Origin of the sequence: Shewanella sp. SP2S2-6 (assembly GCF_031931965.1) — a bacterium.
Taxonomy (GTDB): domain Bacteria; phylum Pseudomonadota; class Gammaproteobacteria; order Enterobacterales; family Shewanellaceae; genus Shewanella; species Shewanella baltica.
This window is the reverse complement of record NZ_JAUOEQ010000016.1, coordinates 81,198-107,032: the sequence shown is the minus strand read 5'-3', so window position 1 is coordinate 107,032 and position 25,835 is coordinate 81,198. Positions and strand designations below refer to the sequence as shown.

Annotated in this window: 20 protein-coding genes, 1 tRNA gene and 2 rRNA genes; 14 read left to right on the top strand and 9 right to left on the bottom strand. The window is 47.0% G+C overall.

Features of this window, described 5'->3' with window-relative positions; translation table 11 throughout:
- The first annotated feature begins 120 nt into the window (after nucleotides 1-120).
- The 3 genes from rrf (Q4Q57_RS12815) (at nucleotide 121) to rrf (Q4Q57_RS12805) (ending at nucleotide 503) form a co-directional block, all read left to right on the top strand.
- Nucleotides 121-236, top strand: a 5S ribosomal RNA gene (gene rrf / locus Q4Q57_RS12815).
- A gap of 38 nt (nucleotides 237-274) precedes the next feature.
- Nucleotides 275-350, top strand: a tRNA-Thr gene (locus Q4Q57_RS12810).
- 37 nt (nucleotides 351-387) lie between these two features.
- Nucleotides 388-503 (top strand): 5S ribosomal RNA (gene rrf / locus Q4Q57_RS12805).
- Nucleotides 504-977: 474 nt separating this feature from the next.
- Here the strand turns inward: rrf (Q4Q57_RS12805) and rsd are convergent.
- Nucleotides 978-1,457 (bottom strand): sigma D regulator, encoded by a 480-nt coding sequence (rsd, locus tag Q4Q57_RS12800; RefSeq protein WP_220777117.1) that lies wholly within the window; start codon nucleotides 1,455-1,457, stop codon nucleotides 978-980.
- Nucleotides 1,458-1,914: 457 nt separating this feature from the next.
- On the opposite strand from rsd, the gene hemE reads away from it, so the two are divergent.
- From hemE to Q4Q57_RS12785, 3 genes are all read left to right on the top strand, one after another.
- Nucleotides 1,915-2,979, top strand: a complete 1,065-nt coding sequence (gene hemE, locus Q4Q57_RS12795) for a uroporphyrinogen decarboxylase (RefSeq protein ID WP_063884476.1) — start codon at nucleotides 1,915-1,917, stop codon at nucleotides 2,977-2,979.
- A gap of 416 nt (nucleotides 2,980-3,395) precedes the next feature.
- The gene (locus tag Q4Q57_RS12790) at nucleotides 3,396-5,975 is read left to right on the top strand and encodes an EAL domain-containing protein (protein WP_311891033.1); all 2,580 of its coding nucleotides are present in this window, start codon (nucleotides 3,396-3,398) and stop codon (nucleotides 5,973-5,975) included.
- Between the two features lie 75 nt (nucleotides 5,976-6,050).
- Nucleotides 6,051-6,854, top strand: a complete 804-nt coding sequence (locus tag Q4Q57_RS12785) for an SDR family oxidoreductase (RefSeq protein WP_259580091.1) — start codon at nucleotides 6,051-6,053, stop codon at nucleotides 6,852-6,854.
- A gap of 18 nt (nucleotides 6,855-6,872) precedes the next feature.
- Here the strand turns inward: Q4Q57_RS12785 and Q4Q57_RS12780 are convergent, their stop codons facing one another.
- The 4 genes from Q4Q57_RS12780 to purH all read right to left on the bottom strand — a co-directional run bounded on the left by Q4Q57_RS12780 (nucleotide 6,873) and on the right by purH (nucleotide 13,710).
- On the bottom strand, nucleotides 6,873-7,100 hold the full coding sequence (locus tag Q4Q57_RS12780) for a hypothetical protein (protein ID WP_006079908.1): 228 nt from the start codon (nucleotides 7,098-7,100) through the stop codon (nucleotides 6,873-6,875).
- Nucleotides 7,101-7,271: 171 nt separating this feature from the next.
- A complete protein-coding gene (locus tag Q4Q57_RS12775) occupies nucleotides 7,272-10,505 on the bottom strand; it encodes an ImpA family metalloprotease (RefSeq protein WP_311891032.1) in 3,234 nt (1,077 codons plus the stop codon).
- 177 nt (nucleotides 10,506-10,682) lie between these two features.
- Complete coding sequence (gene purD, locus Q4Q57_RS12770; RefSeq protein WP_107403432.1) at nucleotides 10,683-11,981, bottom strand: phosphoribosylamine--glycine ligase; 1,299 nt, start codon at nucleotides 11,979-11,981, stop codon at nucleotides 10,683-10,685.
- Nucleotides 11,982-12,111: 130 nt separating this feature from the next.
- A complete protein-coding gene (gene purH, locus Q4Q57_RS12765) occupies nucleotides 12,112-13,710 on the bottom strand; it encodes a bifunctional phosphoribosylaminoimidazolecarboxamide formyltransferase/IMP cyclohydrolase (protein WP_311891031.1) in 1,599 nt (532 codons plus the stop codon).
- 352 nt (nucleotides 13,711-14,062) lie between these two features.
- On the opposite strand from purH, the gene zntR reads away from it, so the two are divergent.
- Together zntR and Q4Q57_RS12755 are read left to right on the top strand one after the other, a co-directional pair.
- Nucleotides 14,063-14,578 carry a Zn(2+)-responsive transcriptional regulator gene (zntR, locus tag Q4Q57_RS12760; protein ID WP_006079912.1) on the top strand — a complete coding sequence of 172 codons (516 nt, stop codon included), beginning with the start codon at nucleotides 14,063-14,065 and terminating at the stop codon, nucleotides 14,576-14,578.
- 2 nt (nucleotides 14,579-14,580) lie between these two features.
- Nucleotides 14,581-16,098 (top strand): SO_0444 family Cu/Zn efflux transporter, encoded by a 1,518-nt coding sequence (locus Q4Q57_RS12755; RefSeq protein ID WP_311891030.1) that lies wholly within the window; start codon nucleotides 14,581-14,583, stop codon nucleotides 16,096-16,098.
- A 98-nt stretch (nucleotides 16,099-16,196) separates the two neighbouring features.
- Here the strand turns inward: Q4Q57_RS12755 and Q4Q57_RS12750 are convergent, their stop codons facing one another.
- Nucleotides 16,197-17,084: a prohibitin family protein gene (locus Q4Q57_RS12750; RefSeq protein WP_063884205.1), complete on the bottom strand. Its 888-nt coding sequence runs from the start codon at nucleotides 17,082-17,084 to the stop codon at nucleotides 16,197-16,199.
- Nucleotides 17,085-17,406: 322 nt separating this feature from the next.
- Between Q4Q57_RS12750 and Q4Q57_RS12745 the strand changes: the two genes are divergently transcribed.
- Genes Q4Q57_RS12745 through Q4Q57_RS12735 form a run of 3 tightly spaced genes read left to right on the top strand, consistent with a single transcriptional unit; the run spans nucleotide 17,407 to nucleotide 19,580 of the window.
- On the top strand, nucleotides 17,407-17,661 hold the full coding sequence (locus tag Q4Q57_RS12745; protein WP_106648299.1) for a hypothetical protein: 255 nt from the start codon (nucleotides 17,407-17,409) through the stop codon (nucleotides 17,659-17,661).
- A gap of 3 nt (nucleotides 17,662-17,664) precedes the next feature.
- A complete protein-coding gene (locus tag Q4Q57_RS12740; RefSeq protein WP_047535138.1) occupies nucleotides 17,665-17,955 on the top strand; it encodes a hypothetical protein in 291 nt (96 codons plus the stop codon).
- A 5-nt stretch (nucleotides 17,956-17,960) separates the two neighbouring features.
- A complete protein-coding gene (locus tag Q4Q57_RS12735) occupies nucleotides 17,961-19,580 on the top strand; it encodes a PepSY-associated TM helix domain-containing protein (RefSeq protein WP_311891029.1) in 1,620 nt (539 codons plus the stop codon).
- A 72-nt stretch (nucleotides 19,581-19,652) separates the two neighbouring features.
- On the opposite strand, the gene Q4Q57_RS12730 is transcribed toward Q4Q57_RS12735, so the two are convergent.
- Nucleotides 19,653-20,816, bottom strand: a complete 1,164-nt coding sequence (locus Q4Q57_RS12730; protein WP_261273684.1) for an MFS transporter — start codon at nucleotides 20,814-20,816, stop codon at nucleotides 19,653-19,655.
- A gap of 929 nt (nucleotides 20,817-21,745) precedes the next feature.
- Here Q4Q57_RS12730 and Q4Q57_RS12725 point away from each other — a divergent pair.
- Nucleotides 21,746-23,146 carry a DASS family sodium-coupled anion symporter gene (locus tag Q4Q57_RS12725; protein ID WP_311891028.1) on the top strand — a complete coding sequence of 467 codons (1,401 nt, stop codon included), beginning with the start codon at nucleotides 21,746-21,748 and terminating at the stop codon, nucleotides 23,144-23,146.
- A gap of 81 nt (nucleotides 23,147-23,227) precedes the next feature.
- Here the strand turns inward: Q4Q57_RS12725 and trxC are convergent, their stop codons facing one another.
- The gene (gene trxC, locus Q4Q57_RS12720; RefSeq protein WP_311891037.1) at nucleotides 23,228-23,650 is read right to left on the bottom strand and encodes a thioredoxin TrxC; all 423 of its coding nucleotides are present in this window, start codon (nucleotides 23,648-23,650) and stop codon (nucleotides 23,228-23,230) included.
- A gap of 238 nt (nucleotides 23,651-23,888) precedes the next feature.
- On the opposite strand from trxC, the gene Q4Q57_RS12715 reads away from it, so the two are divergent.
- Complete coding sequence (locus tag Q4Q57_RS12715) at nucleotides 23,889-24,224, top strand: FKBP-type peptidyl-prolyl cis-trans isomerase (RefSeq protein WP_011845636.1); 336 nt, start codon at nucleotides 23,889-23,891, stop codon at nucleotides 24,222-24,224.
- Nucleotides 24,225-24,366: 142 nt separating this feature from the next.
- The gene (locus Q4Q57_RS12710) at nucleotides 24,367-25,350 is read left to right on the top strand and encodes a diguanylate cyclase domain-containing protein (RefSeq protein ID WP_311891027.1); all 984 of its coding nucleotides are present in this window, start codon (nucleotides 24,367-24,369) and stop codon (nucleotides 25,348-25,350) included.
- 27 nt (nucleotides 25,351-25,377) lie between these two features.
- Here the strand turns inward: Q4Q57_RS12710 and Q4Q57_RS12705 are convergent, their stop codons facing one another.
- Nucleotides 25,378-25,803, bottom strand: a complete 426-nt coding sequence (locus Q4Q57_RS12705; RefSeq protein ID WP_311891026.1) for a DUF1850 domain-containing protein — start codon at nucleotides 25,801-25,803, stop codon at nucleotides 25,378-25,380.
- Nucleotides 25,804-25,835: the final 32 nt, after the last annotated feature.

The window sequence follows — 25,835 nt, the reverse complement described above, 5'->3', positions numbered from 1 at the left end:
CTAAGCGAACTTAGACAGAATAGAGATACTTGATAAAGTGTGAACTCAAACAAAGCAAATCAGCTTTCCGAATTATTATTAGCGTGAGCCAGAGATGGACACGGTAATAAACAGAATTTGCTTGGTGACAATAGCCTTGTGGAACCACCTGATCCCATCCCGAACTCAGAAGTGAAACGCAAACGCGCCGATGGTAGTGTGGGGTCTCCCCATGTGAGAGTAGGTCATCGCCAAGCGCATAATTTAAATAATCTTAATTGATTAGTATAGAATTGCTGATATGGCTCAGTCGGTAGAGCGCATCCTTGGTAAGGATGAGGTCCCCAGTTCGATTCTGGGTATCAGCACCATTACAATCTAGTGTCATTTCCTAGAATACAAAATTTGCTTGGTGACAATAGCCTTGTGGAACCACCTGATCCCATCCCGAACTCAGAAGTGAAACGCAAACGCGCCGATGGTAGTGTGGGGTCTCCCCATGTGAGAGTAGGTCATCGCCAAGCGCCTAATTATCTCATTGAGATGTAACGAAGCCAGCTGAATAAGCTGGCTTTTTTGCATCTGAAATTTGTGAAATCAGCCTAATACCATTTACATTAATTATATGTCTAATTGATTATCACGTTATAATCATGAAGAACACGCATAATCCCACAACATCGCTGCCTTAGTTAAATCAGAGAAATGCGCATACGTTTGCGCGAATCCGTGTGTGCCGCTCATAAATTATTACAGACTGCTCTTGGCGTTCACTGGCTAGGTTAGTTAACACTTAACTGAGGCGTTAAAGTATAGCTCTTTGATGGGTGAGGTGCGTAAAGAGCATTTCATATTTAGTTGCAGTTGCTAGAGATAGGTTTTAACCGACGTTTCTAATGAGCCATTACTTGTTAGTGAGCCCATATATTTCGGTAGTCGTTGGATTGGTCAAGATAAGCGCACCGAACACAACAAAGTGCGCTTAAATTGATTGAGGCTTACTGGGTGTGTTCTGAATGCTTACGGTGGAGTACTTCGAGTAGTTCATCTTCGAGTTCGAAGCGAGTTTCCATGTTATGGGCAAGTTCAGATAAATCTTTATCGAGTTGATACAATACGAGATCGTCTTGAGTTTCCGCATATTTATCGTTGAAGTCTAATGCCGCATTCGTGGTTGGCGTTATTTTTGGCAATACTTGTTGCGCGAGTGTTTTGCTTGATTCACCATATTCACTACAGGCATTAACGACTTTATCGTAGACTTCGAAATGGCCTTCAGAGACATAGTCCACTAATAAGTCACAGAAAGATTTAACATGTTCGAACGAGGGAAGTGATTTTTCTGATTTACTGTAAGGAGGAAGCCCAGCAATTTGGCAGTAATGCACTAACAGTTTGCGACGATTTTTTAGCCATTGATCAATAAGCTTATTTGAGCCGCCCCACTTCTGTTCCGCTTTTTCAAGTTCTCTCAGCATGATGCATTCCATTTAAGTGCCAGCACATAACTCTAATGTAGGGACAAGTCGCTAATCGATCAACTCTTTTCATGCGATTTTGCGTGAATGATGAAATGGACAAACCAGCTGTTTTGCATCAAAAAATACAAATAAAAAACCCAACGATAGAAACCTATCGTTGGGCGAGTAAAGTTTATAGCAGGCTCGATGCGACGAGCTTCTTGATTGTTCTTGCTAGCGCAGACTTTTTATACCAAAGGCGGGGAACCGGCGCAACTTTTTTCTGTCTGAGTGTGACTTCGTTACGAATAAATGAGCAGTATGTTAGTTGGATAACATTTTCCGGTTTATGCGGTCAAATCGACGCCAATGATGGGGAATAGCTCACATATATTTGCACATAAAGGTTACATTATTCGCGTAAATGCTAAACTACCGACCCAGCGGATCTCAATAAGACTAGGAACCAAGCCCAATGGCAGAATTAAAGAATGATCGTTATTTACGCGCCCTACTAAAAGAGCCTGTCGATGTGACCCCTGTGTGGATGATGCGTCAAGCTGGCCGTTATCTTCCTGAATATAAAGCTACTCGCGCTCAAGCGGGTGACTTCATGTCTTTGTGTAAAAATCATGAGCTTGCCTGTGAAGTCACGCTGCAACCTTTACGTCGTTATGATCTCGATGCGGCGATTTTGTTTTCCGATATTTTAACAGTGCCCGATGCTATGGGTTTAGGTTTGTATTTTGAGGCGGGTGAAGGCCCACGTTTCGAGCGCCCTACAGACACTATCGATGCGATCAAAAAGCTCTCAATTCCAGATCCAGAAGATGAGCTGGGTTATGTGATGAAAGCCGTTAGCACAATTCGCCGTGAACTGAATGGCGCAGTGCCGTTAATTGGCTTTTCTGGTTCACCTTGGACCCTAGCGACTTATATGGTTGAAGGCGGCTCGAGCAAAACTTTCGAAAAAATTAAGAAGATGGCTTACGCTGAGCCAATGGCATTACACATGCTGTTAGATAAATTAGCCGATTCAGTGATCTTATACCTGAATGCTCAAGTGGCTAATGGTGCACAATCACTAATGATTTTTGACTCATGGGGCGGCGCGTTATCGCACTCTGCTTACCGTGAGTTTTCTTTGCGTTATATGCAGAAGATTGTCGATGGTCTAACACGTTTTGCCGATGGCCGCAAAGTGCCAGTGACGCTGTTCACTAAAGGTGGTGGTTTGTGGTTAGAAGCGATGGCAGAAACTGGCTGTGATGCGTTAGGTTTGGATTGGACTGTAGACATTGCCGATGCCCGTCGCCGTGTAGGCCATAAAGTTGCATTGCAAGGCAACATGGACCCTTCAATGTTATATGCACCTATTCCACGTATCGAAGAAGAAGTGGGCCATATCCTAGCGGGTTATGGTGAGGGTACTGGCCATGTATTTAACTTAGGTCATGGCATCCATCAGCATGTCGATCCAGAGCATGCCGGCGCTTTTATCAAGGCGGTTCATGCGCAATCAAAGCAATACCATAAGTAATTTTTGGTTTGCGAAACAGGCCCGCTTGCGGGCCTGTTTTATTTCTGACATTTGGGTTTGATAGCGTTGGAGCTTCTGGCGAAGGTATCTTTATGGATGAGCGTATGTGGTGATTTCTATCGTCTGCGAGCTTAATGAGTCTTACATTTAGATAACGACTTAAGCACCCTATATTCACATTCTGATTATGTGTGAATTATCTTGATAAAGAGTAAAATTCATAATCGTTTATTTTATAAATTTTATTTTTAAATCAAAGGTATAAAATTGATTTGATTGCATGAAAATGTCTACTTTAGCAACGACTAAAGCGAAGTGATGTTTAATACTATTCGCAAATGAGATATGTTGCATGGCGCAGTGAAGGATTATGCAAGGCCGTCAATCAATTTAGTCATAACAAGCCGTGGTAAGAGATGCACATTGGCAAGAAAATATTGGTATTTATTGCGGGCTTTTGTCTCCCCGCGGTGGTCATTGTCTCCTATTGTCTGGGGTGTTGGTACGACCATCGCGTCGAGCTATTGCGCCAAGACAGTGCTAATCGTGAACTTGCTAATATCCAGCAGCAGTTTCAAATTGATGTTGACCGCTTAACCTTTCTCACGAATATCTACGCTTTACCTTTGTCGCAGTTAGATGAAGTGCAACTAAAAAAGCTAGAGTCCTCGTGGCACGATAGTTCAATGTCGGCCAACCTTAGTTGGTATATTTTACGCCAAGGCGAACTGCAGACTTTTTTCCCCAATGAATATACTTTTGCGTCTAATGAGCTGCGGGAAATTGCCAGCGCCATTATTAGCGCTAATAAGCCCAGTGTTGCTGGTGCATATTTGATTGGTGGGCAGGCTTATGTCATTACCGCCGTGGCTTCTGCACCTAATGAATCTGTACTGCTGGTGCGTCAGTTGACCGATAATGACTTACTTGAATATGCGCAGGCCTTATTGGTAACTAAAGTGACTATGAGTCACTCTAACGCTGTCACGGCAAGTGTTGAGGGCGTTCATAGTGACACCATTGAAATACCCAGCCTGTTAAAAGACAAACCTGTTTACCTGCAAGTGCAGTTCTCCGAGGGGCCCTTCCAAGAGGTGAAATTTAAGCTCGATTGGGTATCGCTCGGTTTCATTCTATTTGGCGTGTTTATTGTTGGCCTTGGCTATATTTGGTTGCGCTCAGGTTTACTCAAACCCTTTAAAAACTTGATGCAGCAATTGGCGTTGGTCGATCCTATGTCCAGTGTCTATCAACCTGTTACCAGTGAGGGCAATGAGGAATTAGAAGTGCTTGCCAGCCGCGTTAATAGCCTGCTGGCCAGAATTTATCAGCAGAAAGAACGCGCGAAAATCACCTTAGAATCCATTGCAGAAGCCGTGATCTTAACCGACGTCGATGCCAAAGTGATTTATATGAATCCGCGGGCCGAGTCGCTTTTGGATGTTGCCAGTTGTTATGCCATAGATCAGAGCCTTGCCAGCCTGTTAAAGGCTGGCGATCAGTTGAATCAGGCGGTTTTTACCTGTATTCGTCTTGGCGAGTCATCACCACAGGTCGAGAAAATCAAGTTATTGACCGCTACGCCGCGGATTATGGAACGCAGCATTAGTAATTTGCGTAATCACGATAAGGCTATTGTCGGCACTGTCGTGGTATTGCGGGATATCACTCAAGAAGAGTTACTTAAGCACCAACTCCAAAAAAGAGCTAATTTCGACAGCATTACTGGGTTGCTAAATCGTCAGGCGTTTGATGAACAGCTCCCTCAATTTGCCGCCTCAGCTAAAACCATCGCGGTTTGTTATCTCGATTTAGAGCAATTCAAGTTGATTAACGACAGCTGTGGCCATACTGCAGGCGATCGTATGCTCGCTATGGTGGCTAAGGCTATGCAGGCTTGTCTTGGGCCACAGGAGCTATTGGCGCGCCTTGGTGGCGATGAGTTCGGTTTAGTGATTTGTAATCGCAGTGCTTTATCTGTGGCGCAATTACTGAAGCAAATGATCGCGCAAGTCTCCATGCAAGTGCTGAATGACAAAAACTGTAACTATAAAGTTGGTCTCAGCATAGGTGTTGCCTTTGGCCGAGCCCCCTATATTGATGCACAAGAATTATTGAAAGACGCGGATATTGCCTGCATTGCCGCTAAAGCAAAGGGCGCCAATCAAATTCATTTTTACGATGATAAAGATAAAGAGCTCACTTACCAAAGAAACGCGCCTAAGTGGGCGGTACGTATCGCACAGGCGATTGAAGAAAACGAGATGATACTGTATTACCAACCGATCCGTGGGTTAGGCAGTGGTCCGCAGCGACAACGCATGGAAATCCTGCTGCGAATTCAAGAACCCTGTGGCCGTATTTTGGCGCCTGCGCAGTTTATTGCCGCGGCTGAACGTTTTAAGCTGATGCCCGATATTGATAAAGAAGTGATCCGCAAAGCCTTTTTATGGTTGTCTTTGCATCCGGTACTTTGGCCTGATCACTGTATTTCGATCAACCTTTCTGGCAATAGTTTAGGCGCCGAAGGTATGGTGGAATATATCGCTCAGCAGCAGCATATTTTTGATATTCCAAGTCAATGTATTTGCTTTGAAATTACTGAAACCACCGCGATCCAAAATCGCAATCGTGGTATGGAAATGTTGAAGCAGTTACGTAAGCTCGGTTTCTCGTTTGCCTTGGATGATTTTGGCAGTGGTTTTGCCTCTTACGGCTATTTGCGTGAATTACCTGTCGATTATGTCAAAATCGATGGTTGTTTTATCAAGAATCTTGCCGTGAACGCCAAAGATTACGCTATCGTTAAATCGATTCAGGATGTTTGTCGGGTTATGGGGATCGAGACTGTTGCTGAATTTGTTGAAAATCAGGATATTATCGACAGATTATTGAGCATCGGCATTAACTACGCGCAAGGTTATGCAATAGGGCGCCCACAACCCTTAGCTAATTATCGTGAACAATATGAGATGAGGCTTGCACAACGTGCGTGAAGGATTGCGCTTTTAGCATGATTATGCCAATTTAGCCAAAGGCGTAATTAACATGGCGATAACAAAGGAATGACTATGGATGGACTCACTGGTAAGGTCGTGATCATCACGGGTGCCTCAGAAGGTATTGGTCGGGCACTCGCTGTGGCACTGGCGCGAATGGGCTGCCAGCTCGTGATCAGTGCGCGCAATGAAACACGTCTCGCTTCACTCGCCTTAGAAATCGCTAATTATGGTTTACCTCCCTTTGTATTCGCTGCCGATGTTTCTCGTGCTGAACAGTGCGAAGCCTTAATTGAAGCCACGGTCGCGCATTACGGACATCTCGATATTTTGATTAACAATGCTGGCATGACTATGTGGTCACGTTTCGACGAGCTGACTCAACTGTCTGTACTCGAAGACATTATGCGAGTGAATTATCTTGGGCCTGCGTATTTGACCCATGCCGCTTTACCCCATTTAAAGGCCAGTAAGGGCCAAGTGGTCGTTGTGGCCTCAGTCGCTGGATTAACAGGCGTGCCCACTCGTAGCGGTTATGCCGCATCTAAACATGCCGTGATTGGTTTTTTCGATTCATTGCGGATTGAGCTCGCGGACGATAATGTGGCGGTGACGGTAATTTGCCCTGATTTTGTGGTGTCACAAATTCACAAACGCGCCCTTGATGGTGCGGGTAATCCTTTAGGCAAGTCACCGATGCAAGAAGCTAAGATACTGACGGCCGAGCAATGCGCCAATATGATGTTACCTGTGATTGCGACTCGAGGCCGACAACTTATCACTTCACTTCGCGGTCGTTTGGGGCGTTGGCTTAAGCTGATCGCGCCAGGTTTAATCGACAAAATTGCCCGCAGGGCGATCGCCTCCGGGCACTAAAATCTTTGCCACTACAAGCTATTTACCACTCTTATTGAGATGCTTAATGATTGACTGTTCAGCCTCGCTTTGCGTTGCTTTTTCCCCTTGTTTATCGATAGTTGCAGTGGCCATATGACCCGTCATATCCTCTGCAATATGGAACCAATCTGGATGCCAGTAAAAACTCTTCCCTTCTAGCGTTCCCCAGTTGTGCACACCTGATTTTTCGCCTTGATAAATAAGATCTTTTATCGAATAACCCATATATTTACCTCATTAATTTCATGATTGTTAAAAATATAAGAAGTTAAATGGTGCACGTCATCTGAGCCTAGGTATGTGCTTTAGGTCACATTTTTCAGGTAAAAATAAACCCCGCCAGAGCGAGGTTTATCAGTTGCGTTAGTATCTTAGCGCGATTAAGGCTTAGTGCACTTATGGTTTAGTGCACTGGGTTGGCGAACCCACGCCTTTCCACTGTGTAGTGCCATCAGTGAGTGACAGTGACACAAAGGTTAAACCTTGGCTCATGTTCTCTGGTGGCAAGTCGGTTTCTAGCTCATACATGCCCATGGGCATAGTACCCGAGGTCGCATTAGCGACCGTTTGCGCTGCTGCAAGGCTTGAGTAGCGCAGGCCCAGCATATCAAAGTGGCTGCGCCAATCTTTGCCTGTGAGCTGACTCAAAGACACCAACATAAAGTCGTTGCCGGGGATATCTTTCACGGTTTTGCCGCCGTAGACACTATTGCCGTCAAACGGAAATTGGCTAAAGCCCAGTTTGCTGCGGTTCGCTTCCCAATCACGGGCGTTATTGGCATATTTACCGAAAATACGACTGTGTTGATACAGCAAGGTAAAGAGATTAAAGCCATTGTTCAGCATGGTGCCATCGCTCAGCGTTATGCCGTGAGCCTTAAGCGCCATTTGGATGTAAAACGCCATGCGATAGCCGTTATGCACAGCATAAGCATTACTGGCCCAAGGCGCTGTGTATCTGTCTTCACCTGCATCAAGCACTTTACAGTTAGCCCCAAACACTACGCGTTTACCACTGGAGTCTGTTGTACCCGCGGCATCGGACATAAACACATAGAAGAGATCCTTGTGGTTCATGTGGCCATCGATCACTGTGTTTGTATTACCATCGCGCAGATAATGGGTTTTCCACTTCACTACATAAGGGAAGATATTGTTGGAGTTTTCGCCAGCGCGACTGCTATAACCTGCCCAGTTGTCACTATTGTTTGCCGCGGCATATTGCACATTGAGGCGGTTCGTTTGCAGATTATGGCCTAACTCATGGTTATCACCCCAGCCCGTTGGGTCGATATTCCATGCCGCATCCCAAGGATTACCACTACAACCGGCTCCGCACTGGGCATTTTGGTCATAATTGGCGTGTTGAATAATAGTGCGGGTATGCAGACTATTGTCGATACAGTCGTCGCCAAACAGTCCTTTGCAGGCCGCCAGCACATCGGCGGGTAAGGACTCAGTTAAACTCTTACCTTGAATTTTAAGGCCAGCTAAGGTGTAAACGCTGTTGATATGGTTATCGACAATACTGTTGAGCAGCGCGTTGACATCAGGCATATCGATACCTATGGCGTTTAAGAAGCGGTCGCGACGTAGATGCTGCTCTGCACCATCGGTGCGCAAGTCCACATGGGGTAATTCGGTATTTTGAATGCGTTCGTTAAAGGCCGCGATTTCAGCTGGATTGGAGAAATCCATAATGGTCGGATGTTTAGCGACATGCTCAGCGTTGACATCAACACTTAACGCGCCATCAACACTCGAAGCATCACCATTGATGTATAGATAAATCGGCCCGCCGTAGGGGGAGGAAAACTCAATACTTTTCCCTTGTGCTAAGCGCAGGCGTTGCTGTGTCAACTCCAATGGGCCGCGATAGATTTTCTGCTCATAGGCGCGGTTAGTGTTACGTCTGTGGTAGTTGAGTTTGATCTCCACATTCGCAGCGCTGCTATCGAGGCGAGTAAATTTGATGGTTTGACCCGGCAGTGCATACCAGCCTGTAGTCGTCCATTGGCCTGCATAGGGCACACTAATGGTTTTACGCTCTGAGACTGTCGCAGGGTAAGCGTAGTGCGCATTGCTGCCCTTGCTGAGGTTGGCTCTGTCGGTGACATATTCACCCAAATCTGGCTGGGCTAAGTTATGGGTACGGGCATAGCTGACGGTCCAATCGGCAAACAGGGCTTGCTGCCATTGTGCGTGCTCGCTGTAGGCTATAGGGTAATCAATCTCGCTGCGATACTTATCGGCGAGTAACAGTCCGGCCTTCATCAAAGGGAAGTCTGCCTTGGTAAACACATCAATTGCGTTGTTATCTAAGGTTTCGGCATTGCTGCGATACCAATCTGCGCCCGCTTTGAACGAGTCAACAAAGGCGGCAGCATTGCAGCTGAGATAATTGCCTGTGCAGTCGTTAAGCACTGAGGTATCGAAGCTTGCTTCATTGAGCTTGCCGAGCAAATTATTTACCTTAGTCAGGGCAGTATCTTCAGCCAAAACATCAGTCACACTGAGGTCGTTGGCATTGAGCTTTGACCAATAATTACCTGAGGTTGAAAGCCCCATTTCAAGATAAAGCGGCGATAGCATTGGGCTTTGATTGCGCCAGTAGTTTGAGAGCAGCAAGGGAATGCCCGCCGCTTTGGCCTTAGCGATAGCAGCTTTAATGCCTGCAAAACCGAGGGACTGACGGTCTATGTCACTAATCACTATCACATCGGGCTTGAGTGTGTCGATACAGTTGCTTAACTCACTGTAGTCACAGGTGTTTGCCGCATTAATGCTATGGGCTGCGGGGTAGTTGTTTGTAAGCCAAGTGCGAATACCTTCGTTATGGGGAAAGTACCAACTGTCGGCTTTGCTCGGCATTTGCGTGGTCACTATACTGAGGCCGTCGGTTTTATCGGCGCCTTTGGTCAGCCAGCCTAAAAGATTTTTCAGCAAAGTATCGGTTTGAGCTGAAGTGTTGACGGAAAAGAGATTTCCTCCCATGGCCGCATATCTTTGCCCTTGTTGCTCGCCCGCCATCACTAAACCGCGAGCCGCGCTTGCACCACTGCCATCGATATTCGATGGCAAAACAGTAAAATTGTTCTCTGGCATAAAGCTCGAAAAGGTAATTGAGTCGTGAGTCGGGTGCCAAGAGATGCTGCTACCGACACCTTGATATAGCTGATTTATCTGGGCTTTACGTTTGATGTCGATACTAGCGAGTTCGGCGATGCTGAAATCAATTAACTCACTCGCACTGGCAAGTCTGTGGTCTTGGTGCTTAATGGCATTTTCGGCGTTAGTAATGAATGTCGGCGTGACAGTGCAATCCGCCGTCATGGACGCAGTGGTGTAAGTTAGCGCATTGAGCGTGCCACCACAGCCAGTAATGCCTTCGAGTGCAAAGCCAATATCGGCAGTAATGCTAAAAATAGCGCTTTTACCCGACTCCACTTTTTGACTGCTTGGATCTAAGGCTCCGCCATTTGCTGACACACTACTAGCAATGTATTGCACCGGCGCGGGAGGTTGTACTGGCGGCTGAGTCGGTGGTGTGGTCGTGCCAGCATCTTCTGAGCCACCACCGCATCCGCTAAGCAGTATGGCGATGGAGGCGCACAGCAGTCTAATCCTCATTGGGAGTCCTTTATATTTAGGTATTTAACATTTGGTTGACATTGTATCTTGCTGCTCCAATTTTCAATAGAATTAATTATGTAATTTTATTGAAAATCATGATGTTATATTTGACGCTCGTCAAAATTCAGGCACAAAAAAACCGGCTTCTGGCCGGTTTTTTAACGCGCCTAGCAATTAGTCTTGCTGTTCACGTGCAATCGCGCGGTAGCCAATATCGGTACGGAAATACACATCATCCCAGTGGATTTCATCAACCAATTTATAGGCCGCTTTTTGCGCTTCGGTCACTGTGTTACCCAGTGCAGTCGCGCAGAGAACGCGACCGCCGTTGGTGACTACGTGGCCGTCTTTCATCTCAGTGCCCGCATGGAACACTTTGCCATTGTTATCACCAAGGCTGAGACCGTCAATCACATCAAACTTGCGATACTCATCTGGGTAACCGCCAGCAGCTAATACCACGCCCACGGCTGCGCGCTCGTCGTATTCAGCTGTCACTTTATCTAACTCGCCACGGGTGGCGGCTAAACACAGTTCCACTAAGTCTGACTTTAACCGCATCATAATTGGCTGAGTTTCTGGATCGCCAAAGCGACAGTTGTATTCAAGCACTTTGGCGCTGCCATCGGGTGATATCATCAAGCCCGCATACAAAAAGCCTGTGTAGATATTGCCTTCTGCCGCCATGCCATCAACCGTTGGGCGAATCACGTTTGCCACAGTCCAATCGTGTACCGCTTGAGTCACGACAGGTGCTGGCGAGTAAGCGCCCATACCACCCGTGTTTGGACCATAGTCGCCGTTATCGCGGGCTTTATGATCTTGGCTGGTCGCCATTGGCAGAATGTTTTTGCCATCGACCATTACGATGAAGCTGGCTTCTTCGCCTTTAAGAAATTCTTCAATGACCACGCGTGAACCCGCATCGCCAAACTTGTTACCAGCGAGCATGTCATCAATCGCGGCATCGGCTTCAGCTTGGTCTTGGGCGATAATCACGCCTTTACCTGCGGCCAAACCGTCAGCTTTGATGACCACTGGATAACCTGTTGTGGCCGTTAATTCACGCACGAAGGCTTTAGCATCACTGATTTCAGTGCAGTTTTTGTAACCAGCAGTTGGAATATTGTGGCGGGCTAAAAAGTCCTTAGTGAAGGCTTTTGAACCTTCGAGCTGAGCTGCCGCCTTAGTTGGGCCAAAAATCGGTAAACCTGCGGCGTTGAATGCATCAACCACGCCCATCACTAATGGGGCTTCTGGGCCGACTATAGTCAGTTCAATTTTGTTGGTTTTTGCAAAATCGAGCAAAGCAGGAATGTCGGTGGCGCTGATCGCCAGATTTTCAACATTTGGTTCTAGGGCTGTGCCCGCATTGCCTGGCGCAACATAGACAGTTTCAACTTGAGCCGATTGTGCAGCTTTCCACGCTAGGGCATGTTCGCGACCGCCGCCACCAATAACTAATACTTTCATGTTAAGTCATCCCTTAGAGTTTTATGTTCTGTGTAGGCACACTGCGATCGAAACCAGAGTGCGGTAAAACAAAGAGTGGTAAAACAAAAAAGCAGCCAGTACTGATGGAGTGCTGGCTGCTTAGTGGCGATTAGTGACGGAAGTGGCGCATGCCCGTCATCACCATGGCCATGCCGTGCTCGTCTGCTGCGGCGATGATTTCTGCATCGCGCATTGAGCCACCGGGTTGGATGATGCAGCTAATGCCCGCAGCCGCTGCGGCATCGATACCGTCACGGAAGGGGAAGAAAGCATCGGATGCCATTACAGAGTTCACTACTTCTAAACCTTCGTCGGCGGCCTTGATGCCAGCAATTTTAGCGCTGTAAACGCGGCTCATTTGGCCTGCGCCGACACCGATAGTCATGCCGTCTTTGGCATAAACGATGGCGTTAGATTTAACGAATTTCGCTACTTTCCAGCAGAACATTAAGTCTTTCAGTTCGCTTGCAGTTGGTTGACGTTTAGAAACCACTTTGATGTCTTCTAAGCCGACCATGCCTTGGTCGCGATCTTGTACTAACAAGCCGCCGTTAACGCGTTTGTAGTCTAAGGTTTGGGTCTTAGTGTTCCACTGACCACATTCCAATAAACGCACGTTGGTCTTTTTCGCCACCACATCGCGTGCCGCTTGGCTGACGCTTGGGGCGATAATCACTTCAACGAATTGACGCTCAACGATAGCGCTCGCCGTAGCAGCATCTAACTCGCCGTTGAAGGCGATAATGCCACCGAAGGCTGATGTTGGATCAGTTTGATAAGCGCGGTTATAGGCATCGAGCAAGTCTTTACCTAACGCCACACCACATGGGTTAGCGTGTTTAACGATAACGCAGGCGGGTTCCAAGAATTCTTTTACGCACTCAAGAGCGGCATCGGTATCGGCAATGTTGTTGTAAGACAATGCTTTGCCTTGCAACTGAATCGCCGTCGCCACAGAGGCTTCATCAATTTTCGTGTCGACATAGAAAGCCGCCGCTTGATGGCTGTTTTCGCCATAGCGTAAGTCTTGCTTCTTCAGTAATTGAGTGTTGAACGTGCGTGGGAACTTAGAGTCAGCAAAGCATTCGTCCGTGCTGTGTGCAGGAACCATAGTACCGAAGTAGTTGGCGATCATGCCATCGTAACCCGCAGTGTGCTCAAAGGCTGCAATCGCTAAATCGAAACGCGTCGCATGGGTCGTGCTGCCATTGTTAGCCGTCATTTCTGCCAGTACGCGTGAGTAATCGGCGGCATTAACGACTATGGTGACGTCTTTGTGGTTTTTTGCCGCTGCGCGCACCATAGTTGGGCCGCCAATATCGATATTTTCGATAGCGTCTTCTAAGGTACAACCAGCTTTAGCTACGGTTTCAGCGAAAGGATAAAGGTTAACCGCAACCAGATCGATGGCATTGATATTGTTGTCGGCCATCACGCTTTCATCAAGACCGCGGCGCGCCAAAATGCCGCCGTGCACTTTAGGGTGCAGCGTCTTAACTCGACCGTCCATGATCTCAGGGTGTCCTGTGTAATCAGATACTTCGATAACAGGCACGCCGTTATCCGCTAACAGGCGAGCGGTGCCGCCAGTTGACAACAGCTCCACACCTTGGGCGTGAAGTGCTTTGGCGAACTCGAGAATTCCGGTTTTATCTGAAACGCTTAACAGCGCGCGACGAATGGGTCTGGCATTATTTGCAGCAGTCATTTGGGTACAGGGTCCAGTTATTTTAGTTTCAAGGATCTTTCGGAAAACAGAACAGCCTTAGCGCTGCACCGCTTTCCAAAAGTCCCTTGGTCCTATTTTTACTTTATTAGCTAACTTTTTATCCCTTCATCACGGCGCGCGTATTCTAACGTAAAACTCGATTTACGGGTGTTTTTTCTGCGTGATTTCACAATATTCATATCAGAACAAAGTGACGTGACTCGGCCGACTTTATGTAAAGTATGAATTACCCCTTGACCTTGGAGTAGGCTCCAAGGTTTATACTCGCATTATTGAGTTGTATGCTGGAAACTCCCCCTGAGTTGGGCGCGATTTCGCAAAGGATGAAGACATGTATCGTATTGGTGAACTGGCGGATTTGTGTGAGGTGAAAGCCGACACGTTGAGATTCTACGAGAAGCACGGTCTGCTCGCGCCGTCGAGCCGTACCGAGTCAGGCTATCGAGTGTATACCGAGGCCGATGCCGCGCGACTGCGTTTTATCTTACGGGCGAAGGCCGTGGGTTTTACCCTCAATGAAATCAGTGAATTGCTTTCAATTGAGCTTGATAAATCTAATCGCGTCTGCGCCGATGTGAAGGGTATGGTTGATATTAAATTGGCCCAAGTGCAGGCCAAAATCGCCGAGCTGAATCATTTTCAAACCAGTTTACAAAGTCTGTCCGATGCCTGTTGTGGTGGACCCCGTAGCGCCGAACATTGCTCGATTCTAGAGGCGTTGGAATCCAGTACTGAGCGGGTACGTGTTGAGCATCATTCTCACGATGGAAATCAGCACAAAGCACATCAAAATGAGTCGCATCAGCATACTCACGGCAAAACAATCCATGATGAGTCAGGGAATTAATTATGTTACTGAAGAATTTTATTGATCTGTTTTTAGACTCGGCGCCTTGGTTGTTATTGGGCCTGATCCTGGCTGGGCTATTAAAAGTATTCGTGCCAATGGTGTGGATGCAAAAGCAGCTCGGCGGTCACGGTTTTAAAACTGTGGTAAAGGCGGCGCTGCTCGGTGCACCATTACCTTTGTGTTCTTGTGGCGTGATTCCTGCGGCGGTAGGGTTACGCCGTTCAGGAGCCTCTAAAGCGGCAACTACCTCCTTTTTAGTGTCGACGCCAGAAACAGGCGTCGATTCAATCGCAGTTTCCTACGTGTTACTCGGCCCCTTTATGGCGATTGTCAGACCGATTGCAGCGATTACCAGTGCGATTGTGGCTGGCTTACTCGTTGGCCGCGATGACGACGATGGCAAGCCTGCGGTTAAGTCAGAGTCCAAGTCAGCTAGCGACGTACCCGTGGCGGCCTGCTGTGCGTCGAAATCGGCGAGTCAGTCCCCAGCTATTAAAGCCGAACCGGTTAAAAGCTGTTGCTCATCAACTAAAGAGCCAACTTTAGCGCCTATTAAAGCGGCTGCATCCTGCTGCGGCAATGAAAGTCATACTGAGCAGAAGACTGAGCCTAAGAGTGCGATCAAAATGACGCCTGTGGCTGCAACGTCTAGCTTAATGACCACCGCGCCGAGCTTAATGACGGCTCATGGCGGCAGTGTTGCGAACGTCGGTGTGATAAAAGCTGAGAAAACAGCTTCATGCTGCGCTAGTAAAGCAGCTGAATCTGTCACCCCTGAGAAAATCCTTGTGGTAAAAAAGGGCGCCTGTTGCGGCACTTCAAACACTGCCGAGTCTGGAACACATGATCACAGTGCCCATGCCCATGATTCTCAAACCCAAGGTGGAGCGGATAGCTGCTGCGCCTCGACTCAAGATATGGCGACTGAGTTAAAGTCGCAATCCGTCTTAAGCCGCGTCGGTATTGGTCTTAAATATGCGGCAACGGATTTAGTGCGTGACACTACCTTGTGGCTGCTGGTGGGCTTATTCTTCGCCGCGCTGGTACAAACCTATGTTCCCGCAGACTTTTTGGCGCAATGGGGCGACGGTATCTTAGCCATGTTAGTGATGGTGTTGGTCTCTGTGCCTATGTATATCTGCGCGACGGCATCGACACCGATTGCTGCCGGATTATTGCTGGCGGGTGTGTCACCGGGGGCCGTTTTAGTGTTTATGATGGCTGGCCCTGCGACTAATATCGCAACCTTAGGTGTGGTTGCTAAAGAGTTAGGCAAACGTGCGTTGTGGGGATACTTGGGCGGCGTGATTGGCGTGGCCTTAGTCGCGGGCATATTGGTCAATTATCTGGTGGATAGCTTTGGCTTTGTGGTGATGCCACAGATTGGTGAGCAGCACCAAATGTTACCTCAGTGGCTAGTGGCAACCTCTGGCATAGTGCTGGCGTTACTCATGGCAAAAGTGGTGTTTGAAAAAATTCCTAGAAGCTGGATCCGCCGCAACGATTGCTGTTCTTAATCGGCTCATATTCCGCTCAGTAATTATCGAGCGAATAACGAAAAATCCCAGTGTTAGGGCTAACACTGGGATTTTTTATTGTCGGGCTAAACCTAAGATTAGTTGCCTTTTTTCACATCGATAAAGGGCAGAGTGCCTGTCGGCAGCATAGTCGTCGGTAGTTTGCCGTCCCACTTTTCCGCTTTGGTTAATTCAACTAAGTTTTGATTTTGTGCCAGCGCCTCGGCGCGGCTCTTAATCGCAGAGGCTTCTGCATCACCTTTGATACGAATACTTTCGGCTTCAGCCTTAGCGCGGGCTAATTGCGAGTCGGCCTGTGCTTGCGCTTGGGTGACGGCGATTTGCGCGCTGACGCGTTCTTTTTCTAGATTCTGCAGTTGAGTCTGTACTTCGACTTCGGCGCGCATTCTGTCTTCGACGGATTTTTCATAGGCGTTGGAAAAGTCGATATTCTCAATCTGCACTGAGTTGATTTCTACCGGACCTTTGATCGAGTTAGTGATCGCGCTGGTCACATCGATACCGAACTTGATCCGCTCTTGCACCACAGAAATCGCCGTGTATTTACCGAAGATGTTTTCGACCTGAGTCGGCACTTGTCTGTCGAGCAAACGCGTGACCATGGCATCGATACTCTTGAAGTTAGCATATACTTCTTCGACGCGGTCTGGCGGTACGCTAAATGTCACCGATGCGTTAAGTGTCGCAGGTTGTTGATCGCGGCTATAGGCTTGCAGCGAGGTATAACTGGTGGTGTGTGTTTGGGTCGAAATCTTCACCACAGTGTCTATCAGTGGGATTTTAAAACCCAGCCCAGGTTCTGCGGTACCGATAACTTTACCGTTGCGCAGCAGTACGCCACGTTCACCTTGGTCAACCGTATACCAACTGCCAAATAAGGAAATAAAGAGGATTAACAGAATAACAATGGGGATAATTTTGCTGAGGCCAATTGAGCTCGGCAGATTGAATTCATTTTTAATCATTTAGCTTCCTTTGCTGATGTCATAGTAATGAGCTTGAGGGTGAATCGGATTGTTTATCTTGGGACAAGACTATTAACGCGAAATGTATCTTAATGGTTAACAACTGGCAATGACAAGGCAGAAGTGTTGCCTATTTGTGATTTGAATATCATAAACCATCCTTACAGTGTAAATCTTATTGCGAATTATTATCACCAAGGATAGAGTCCCGAAATTAAAATTCTTCCATTGCTTTCATGCTCTTATCTTTTTACAGGATGTACAGTAAGCACAGGCAAATGGACTCTAATGCTAACGCTTTGTAGTGAGAGGATAACATCCCGTGTTGCAACTTATATTCCTGTTGTCGACGCTTCTGGCCTGCTTGTTATTTTATTTAACGAATAAGCAGCAAAAACTATTTGCAAGCTCCCTTCCTAAGCGGCCTTGGCGGTTACTCGCTTACGGTGTTGCCTTTGTCAGTCTTATCGGTTGGCTTAGCCTCTTTACCCTTAGCGCCGCAATTTTTATTTGGTTAGCCCTGTTGATGTTATTGATGGGGTTAGTGCCTTTTATCTCACTTTTCGGTCGGAAATAACTAATGGCACGTTTAGCAGAACAGGATAAATTGCAACCCGACTGGTGGACTAAATCACTGGCTGGATTGATTTTAGGATTTACTTTAGCACTTGGATTGGTGGGGTTATTTGCCTGGTTTGGCCCAGGCGGCATCGATGCCGATACTAAAGTGCAGTTCAACATGTGGCTGATTACGCCTATCTGGTTATTGATCTTAAGTTTTAGCTTTATGTTTAAAACCGGACTCAGGGCAATTGGCTACTTGGGCTTGTTTAACGTTTTGACTTATATAGTGTTATATACCTTTAGGTGACAAGGATGAAAGTTCGCAGTGATGTGTTACGTGTGTATCAGTCTATCCATATTTGGACTGGTATCATCGCCGGAATCGTATTGTTTATCGGCTTTTATGCCGGCTCGCTCACTATGTTTAAGGGGGCGATTGACGCTTGGTCAATGCCGCCAGCCCTGACCTTGCCTCAAGTGCCCGCTGAGAAACTGGATGACTTAGTCGCGCAAGTGTTAGCGCAGGATGATAAGGCCAAAACCGGTTTTAGTTTGCACTTAAATGATGAGCATCAATCGCCGATGACTTGGTATCAGCAGGGCTCGGAACGTGAACTCAGCATGAGTCATCAGCTTTGGCATGCCAGCCTTGACGAGCAGGGGCAATTAGTCACCCAACTAAGTACACCAAGCGAGTTGGCTGAGCTGATTGACCAATTACACCGCACCGCGGGGATTGCCGGCGAAGTCGGTCACGATCAAGCGGGTGCCTATGTGTTGGGGATAGCCGCCGTTTTATACTTCTTGGCGCTCGTTTCTGGGGTGATTTTTTTACTGCCAACGTTAACCAAAAGTTTTTTCGCCCTGCGTAAAGATAAAGGTGAGAGTCGTTTCTGGCTCGATGCCCATAATTTAGTGGGCATTACCAGCCTGCCATTTCATCTAGTGATATGTGTAACTGTGATTGTGTTTGCTTTCCATGATCAGCTTTACGATGGGCTTAAGCATATGGTTTATGGTGAAAAACCATTATTTGCCCAATCAGCACCGGACAAAACGTCCTATACACTTGCCGATTTGCCAAAGGTCACTACTGTGTTAGCCAAGGTGCAGCAAATCGCCCCCGATTATCAAGTGAATGAAATGACCTTTATGAACTTGAATAATCCCCGTGCGACTCTGCGCTTGGGGTTATATAACCCCAATGGTTTTATGCGTGGACCCGTTACCGATTTCTTATACCTGCATCCTTATAGTCTTAAGGTGACCAATAGCACGATTGATCAAAGCGACAAGGGGATTTGGGCCAGAACCGTTGCGGTATTCTTTGGATTACATTTTGGTAGTTATGGGGGCGATCTCGGGCGTTGGGTGTATTTTTTCCTAGGTTTGAGCGGTGCTTTTTTATTTTATAGTGGTAATTTGCTGTGGCTGGAAAAACGCCGTAAAAAGCAGGCGAGCGAGCAAACCCGTGCTTGCCGATTAATGGCGAGCGCCACGGTGGGGATTTGCTTAGGCTCGGTTGCCGCTTTAACGATAAGTATGTTGTTGGGTAAATGGTTATATGTGCATGTGAGCAATATTAACCACGTCTATTTGTGGCTGTATTATCTGGTGTTTGGCTTGCTGGTGGTTTACGCCTTTTGGCGTGGTGCTGCTAAGGCGGCGCTGCTGATTTTGCCTTTGTGCGCCTTGGCTACATTGGCGATGCCAATCACGTCTTTAGTTGCGTTAATCGTGCCAAGTTTAGGCTTATGGGCGCCTTATTCTGCGGCAACGTTAGGCGTCGATCTGGTGGCGTTAGCCTTTAGTGGAGTGTTCTTTTATGGTTACAGGCTGACTCGCCATCGGGTGCTTAATGGGCCGCAGGACAGTGTCTGGGCCATTCCCACCACAGTGCCAGTGGCAGAATTAACCCAGCAAACATCATAATAACAATGGGCGCCGATAACGGCGCCCATTGTTATTCACAGGGTGTAGATACTTAACATTAACGGCTCAGGACTAAGCCTTCGCTGTGGGTAGGCGGGCTTTGCTTCGGGCCAGTAAGTGCGCACTTAGATAGCAAACCGTGACTAAAAAGCTTGCTGCTAAGTAGAGCGGTAAGCCATGTTCTACATCATCAAAACGACTGGCGGCAACCGGACCAATAACCGAACCCACAGAATAACTGAGCAACATAATCTGAGTGGCGGAGACGATTTGGCTGCTGGGTAAATGATCGCACGCCAGACTGATGGCGATGGGATAGAGAGCAAAGGCGCAGGCACCGAGTAACACAAAACCTAACCATAATCCCACAAGCGATGTTTGTATCAGTAACAACAGCGCCGCCGCACCCACTAAGCAAAAGGCGGTCATCAACACACTCTTTTCAACACGCGGGGATAAATAGCTCACTAAGGGTTGAACTATCATGCCGCCCATAATGATCAGCGCCATAAATTGCCCCGTCTGTTGTGCAAAACCCATGTCTTGCGACACATACACAGGCAATAAACCGTAGATGGGACCAAGTAATAATCCTGAGACTAAACAGCCGACAATGGCAGGTTTACTTAAGGTTTTAAGGTCGGAAAGGGCAATAGCGTGTTGTTCACTGGACTGCGGTTGGCCGCGTTTAACTAACAGTGCGGGTAAGCTGGCCGCTGCCAACAAACCTATTACTACTAAGTAGGGTAAATTACCCGTGGTGCCTAAATAATCTACGGCAAGTTGCCCAATGGCAGTGCCACCGTAGAGGGCGGTCATATATAAGCCTAAACGTTTTGCCCGTTGTTTTTGGGTGTCGGCCATAAGTAACCAAGACTCGACCACCACAAAAATCCCCGCCACGGCCAAGCCTGCAATCAGGCGTGATACTAACCAAACACTGCTCTGTGGCAGCAAAACCATTACCACAACGCTGCACAGTAAGATATTTAAGAACAGAATAAAGGCCTTACTGTGACCTATGCGGCTGACAATCGGTGCAATACAAGGTGCGCCCAGTAATAAGCCGAGGTAGAAAATACTCGCCAGCCAAGGTGCAAGATCAAGGCTCAAATCAAAGTAAGTGAGCGAGAGTGGGATCAAACTCATCAAGTAGCCTGACGCTAAAGCAAATAGACTGAGTCCTGCCACAGGCACAAACAGCCCTGGCTTTTGATTGGGTTGAGCTGACAGCATATTTTCCACAAGCGGTACCAAAATAGGTAAAAAATGAACAGGAGACGAGAATACGGTCGCGACTCTAGGTTGGATTGCCCGCGGGGTAAAGTGAGTTAGATTGACTGAGATGGTGAATAATATTTGTGTTTATTATTCATAGGGATATTGAGTTGTAAATGTTATTTATTTGAGTAGGATTCTAGGGTTGTTTTCGGCTTTGATGGTTTGAAATATTTTTAATTTCTACACAGTTTTGCATCAAATAAATGATGGAAACACTAGGAGACGTTATCGAGCACTTGCTGAAGTGAAGTGGCAAGCGCCTGCACAAATTCTACAGGGAAGCTAATCAGATGTCCTTTCGCATTATCAGATAGATTTAAAAGGTTAAATCTTCTTTCCGTCACCATGCCATTTAAGTTTTTAAGTATGTAAACCAACATTTTAAATGCGAAAAATGAAAGTTATTCGTGAAATATAAAACTGAGTTGATGCCAGCTGCAATTTTGTCATTGGGATGTTCGTTTACGTTATCGCTTTAAGTTGCAGTCACCTTGAGGGGGGCAAAGAGTGGTAAATACATTCATGGGTGTTTTATAGGCAAAAACTGTGGTTACAGGATTGAATTAGCGTTAACCACTTTATTTAAGGTTAAATTCAGTGTTTGTCACTTAGTATTAAAGTGAAACCTGATCCACGTCACAGTTTTAAACACTTGTTCAATTACAGCTTTATCAAGCTTTTGCGTGATTTTTGCTCGTTTGAAAGTTTTGCACATGGCTTTAGATCAGAAATGGGTGATTTTTATCTCACTTAAGGTTTTTCTGGGCTTTTAGTCGGCAGAATGTGTGGTTGCTAAGTGGCAAAATTACAAAATAAACCGCTTTGCCAAGTGTGATCTATGCCCTAAATTTGCGTCAAAATAAAATGGTATTAAGGTTGTAACCATGTCATCAACAGATTCAAGCACTGTTCCACCTCACAAAGCTCCCGTCAGCGAAGGGCTCGATAAAAAGAAAATGCTGATCCTAGCGGCGGATATTGTGCTGTTATTTGCACTCTATTACGGCTTACCCTTTGAACAAGGGGTGAATACGGGTCTGGCGATTCTGGTTTTCGCTGGCATTCTTTGGTTGACCGAAGCGATCCACATTAGTATCACCGCGATCCTCGTGCCTATACTCGCGGTATTCTTTGGGGTGTTTGAAACCAAAGAAGCGATGAGTAGCTTTGCAAATCCTATCATCTATTTATTCTTCGGTGGCTTCGTACTCGCAGCGGCCTTACACCATCAAAAGATTGATACCTTAATCGCACAAAAGTTGTTGTTAGCCTCTAAGGGCAAACTCAGTATCGCTTGCTTTATGCTGTTTGGGGTGACGGCACTGCTCTCTATGTGGATCAGCAATACCGCCACCACGGCGATGATGCTGCCATTGGCACTCGGGATTTTGCAGCAACTAGACCGTGAAAAATATCATAGTACTTATGTGTTTTTACTGCTCGGGATTGCCTATTCAGCCAACATAGGTGGTATCGGTACTTTAGTGGGCAGTCCACCGAATGCGATTGCTGCGGCGCAAGTTGGCTTGAGTTTTAGTGACTGGCTCAAGTTTGGTATTCCGACCGTTATCCTCATGTTGCCGTTAATGTTGATTGCCTTGTATTGGTATTTTAAGCCGGATCTTTCTGCCAAGTTCGATGTGCAAATTGAAGCGCAGAAGCTGACGTTCCAAGGTAAATTCACCCTGCTTATCTTCCTCGCGACAGTATGTTGCTGGATTTTCAGTGTGCCATTAGCCAAGGCATTAGGTGGCATCACTCAGTTCGATACCATAGTAGCGTTAGGCGCGGTTGTTTTGCTCGCGGGCTTAGGCTTAGTTGGCTGGAAGAAGATTGAATCGACCACAGATTGGGGTGTACTAATACTGTTTGGCGGCGGTTTAACGCTAAGCGCGGTACTGAAAACCACAGGCACAAGCGTGTTTTTAGCCCACTGGATGACAGATATTTTCGGCAGTACGCACATGTCGTTGTTCGTCTTTGCAGTGATTGCCTTTGTGGTGATGCTGACCGAGTTTGCCAGTAACACCGCCAGCGCCGCACTGTTAGTGCCTGTATTTGCTGCAATTGCCGAGGCATTAGGCGTATCGCCTGTGATGTTATCTGTGCTGATTGGTATTGCCGCATCCTGCGCCTTTATGCTGCCAGTGGCGACGCCGCCTAATGCGATCGTTTATGGTTCTGGCCATATCAAGCAATCGGAAATGGTGCGAGTAGGTATGATCATCAACTTTATCAGCATGATAGTGCTAGGCATTATCGCCCATGTTTTTTGGGATATCTGATGTTAGTAGATTGAGAACCACGTAAAACAAAATACCCAGCAAGTCTGGGTATTTTTATGGGCGCGAAATAGTTATCTGCGATTAACTATGGCTTTTTAACCATTGATTTAAGGCTGACTGAGGTAAAGCGCCCGCTTGCTGCGTGAGTATTTTCCCTTGCTTAAAAATCATAAGAGTGGGAATTGAGCGAATATTAAATTGCGCCGCAAGGGCCTGTTGTTCTTCAGTATTGATTTTACCGAAGCGAAATTGCGGCTCCCACGTCTTAGCCGCCGCGGAAAATACCGGGGCAAAACTTTTACAGGGGCCACACCAGCTGGCCCAAAAATCAACGACTAGGGGAAGCTCAGATTTATTGGCATGGTTGGCAAAGTTTGCGCTAGTGAGTTCAATCGGCGCAGCCGTAAAGACATTGAGCTTACATTTACCGCAAGTAGGTTGCTGGTTTACACGCTCATCGGGAACGCGGTTTAACGTATCGCAATGGGGGCAGGCAAGAATCATGGCAAAGCTCCAAAATAAAATGTCTATACGGCTAATATATTGGGCTAACGGACGGTTATTTAAAGGCTGAGTGATGATTATCTCGCCCATGGTGACCTTATTCTCAAGGATAAAGCAGTGAACCGAGCCGCAGAAATGTGGCAATAGCGCCGACAAGCGTGGTCGTCGGTGATAAAATCCTGCACAAAGTTGAATATCGCGCAATTTATTAAGTACGAAAAGAAAAGAGAGTGAAGAAATGACTGAATTAGAAGTAATCGATCTGCAAGTGGGCGAAGGAAAAGAAGCGGTAAAAGGTGCGCTTATCACCACCCAATACCGTGGTTTTTTGCAGGATGGCACCCAATTCGATTCATCCTATGATCGCGGTCAGGCGTTTCAATGTGTAATTGGCACTGGCCGTGTGATTAAAGGTTGGGACCAAGGCATTATGGGGATGAAAGTCGGTGGCAAACGTAAGTTATTAGTGCCAGCTCATTTAGCCTATGGCGAGCGCCAAGTCGGTGCGCATATTAAACCAAATTCAGATCTCACCTTTGAAATCGAATTGCTTGAAGTGCTGACGCGCGACTAAGCGTGGCATGATAGCGATAGTCTGTGTAAGCTCGATTGGGCCAGCATGATTTTGGCTCATCTTGCACTCCTCGCGATCTTGCTTCGGCATTGAGTGTTTTACACTGGACAAGATTTTCCCGCTTTAAGGAAAGAGATTTTTCGTGGCATCGGATACGGCAGCAGAACACATCAAACAGCTTCAGGCTGAAATTGCTCAACTCAAACGCGAAAACGCCCAGTTAACGGCGTTGAATCGTCGTGCCGAAGAAAAACTGTTTGCCGCCCTCGATGGCAATGGCTTGTGCCTGTGGGAACAGCATATTCCAAGTGGGAATTTAACCATTTTCAATATGCGCTGGGGCGAAATGCTCGGTTTTAGTCCAGAAGAATTAGCCGCCCACGTTGATATCTGGAAAAGTAAGTTACACCCAGAAGATAAAGCATGGGTGATAAAAGCCTTTGAAGATCATGTCAGTGGTAAGGCCGATTACTATCAGGCAGTACACAGAATGTTGCATAAAGATGGTAGCGTTACTTGGGTGTCTGACCGTGGCCGTATCGTTGAGCGTTTTGCCGATGGCACGCCGCTGCGGATGATGGGCAGTCATATCGATATCACCCAAGAAAAACGCTACGAACTGGATCTGGCACTGTTAGCGCACAGCGACCCCCTCACCAACTTAATGAATCGCCAAGCCATAGCCAAAGCGTTCGATGAGTGTTTGCAACCTGAGATGCGCGGTGCATTATTTTTTATCGATCTGGATGGTTTTAAAGCCTTAAATGACCGTCACGGCCATAAGTTTGGCGACAGTCTATTGGTGCACGTTGCGCATACGTTAGTGTCTCACTCAGGTGAGTTAGCGAAGATCGCTCGGCTAGGTGGCGATGAGTTTGTGATCATACTGCCGTCCTCGGATATTGAATCTTTAGGTATGCTTGCACAATCCTTGCTCGATGTTTATCGACAGGGCTTTTTGCTTGAAGGTTGTGACGTGGAGATAGGCCTGAGTATCGGTATCGATATATTTAGCTATGGTGATAGTTTTGCCAAAAGCTGCGATCGCGCGGATGATGCTATGTACCGCGTGAAACACCAAGGTAAAAATGGCTACCGCTTTTACCAGCAAGCTGATGATTGCTAACCCTTAACCCGCCCGTCATTTACTCGTCTAGCGAACATCAATAGGCGCGACATTTACCTGTTCACAACCCCACACCTCAACGGCGGCATCTTGCTTGTTCGGCTGACCAATCCAATGACTCATGGCTTGGCATTGCACCTTGCCAGAGGCCTGCGCAAAACAAACATCAAAATCTCCCGCTTCGGGTGTGCGACCTAAACGTAATTTAGGCAGAGTGGGTAGCTTAGGCCGATAATGCCAGCTGCCATTTTTAAGATAGGCATCATCTGGGATGTCCATGCCTGCACCCGTGCCTTTTACTCTCGCTTCGACCAGCACTAAGCCTTGAGGCGTGAGGTGATAGTCTTCCTCCCAGCGGATTTTCTCTATGCTGTGGTTCCATGCCAAGGTGAAGTGCTCTGTGGGCACTTGCGCCCACAGGGTACCTGCTAGGCCTAAACATAGGCCTAGCATAGCTTTACCTTAGACTTATTAACGACGGCTAA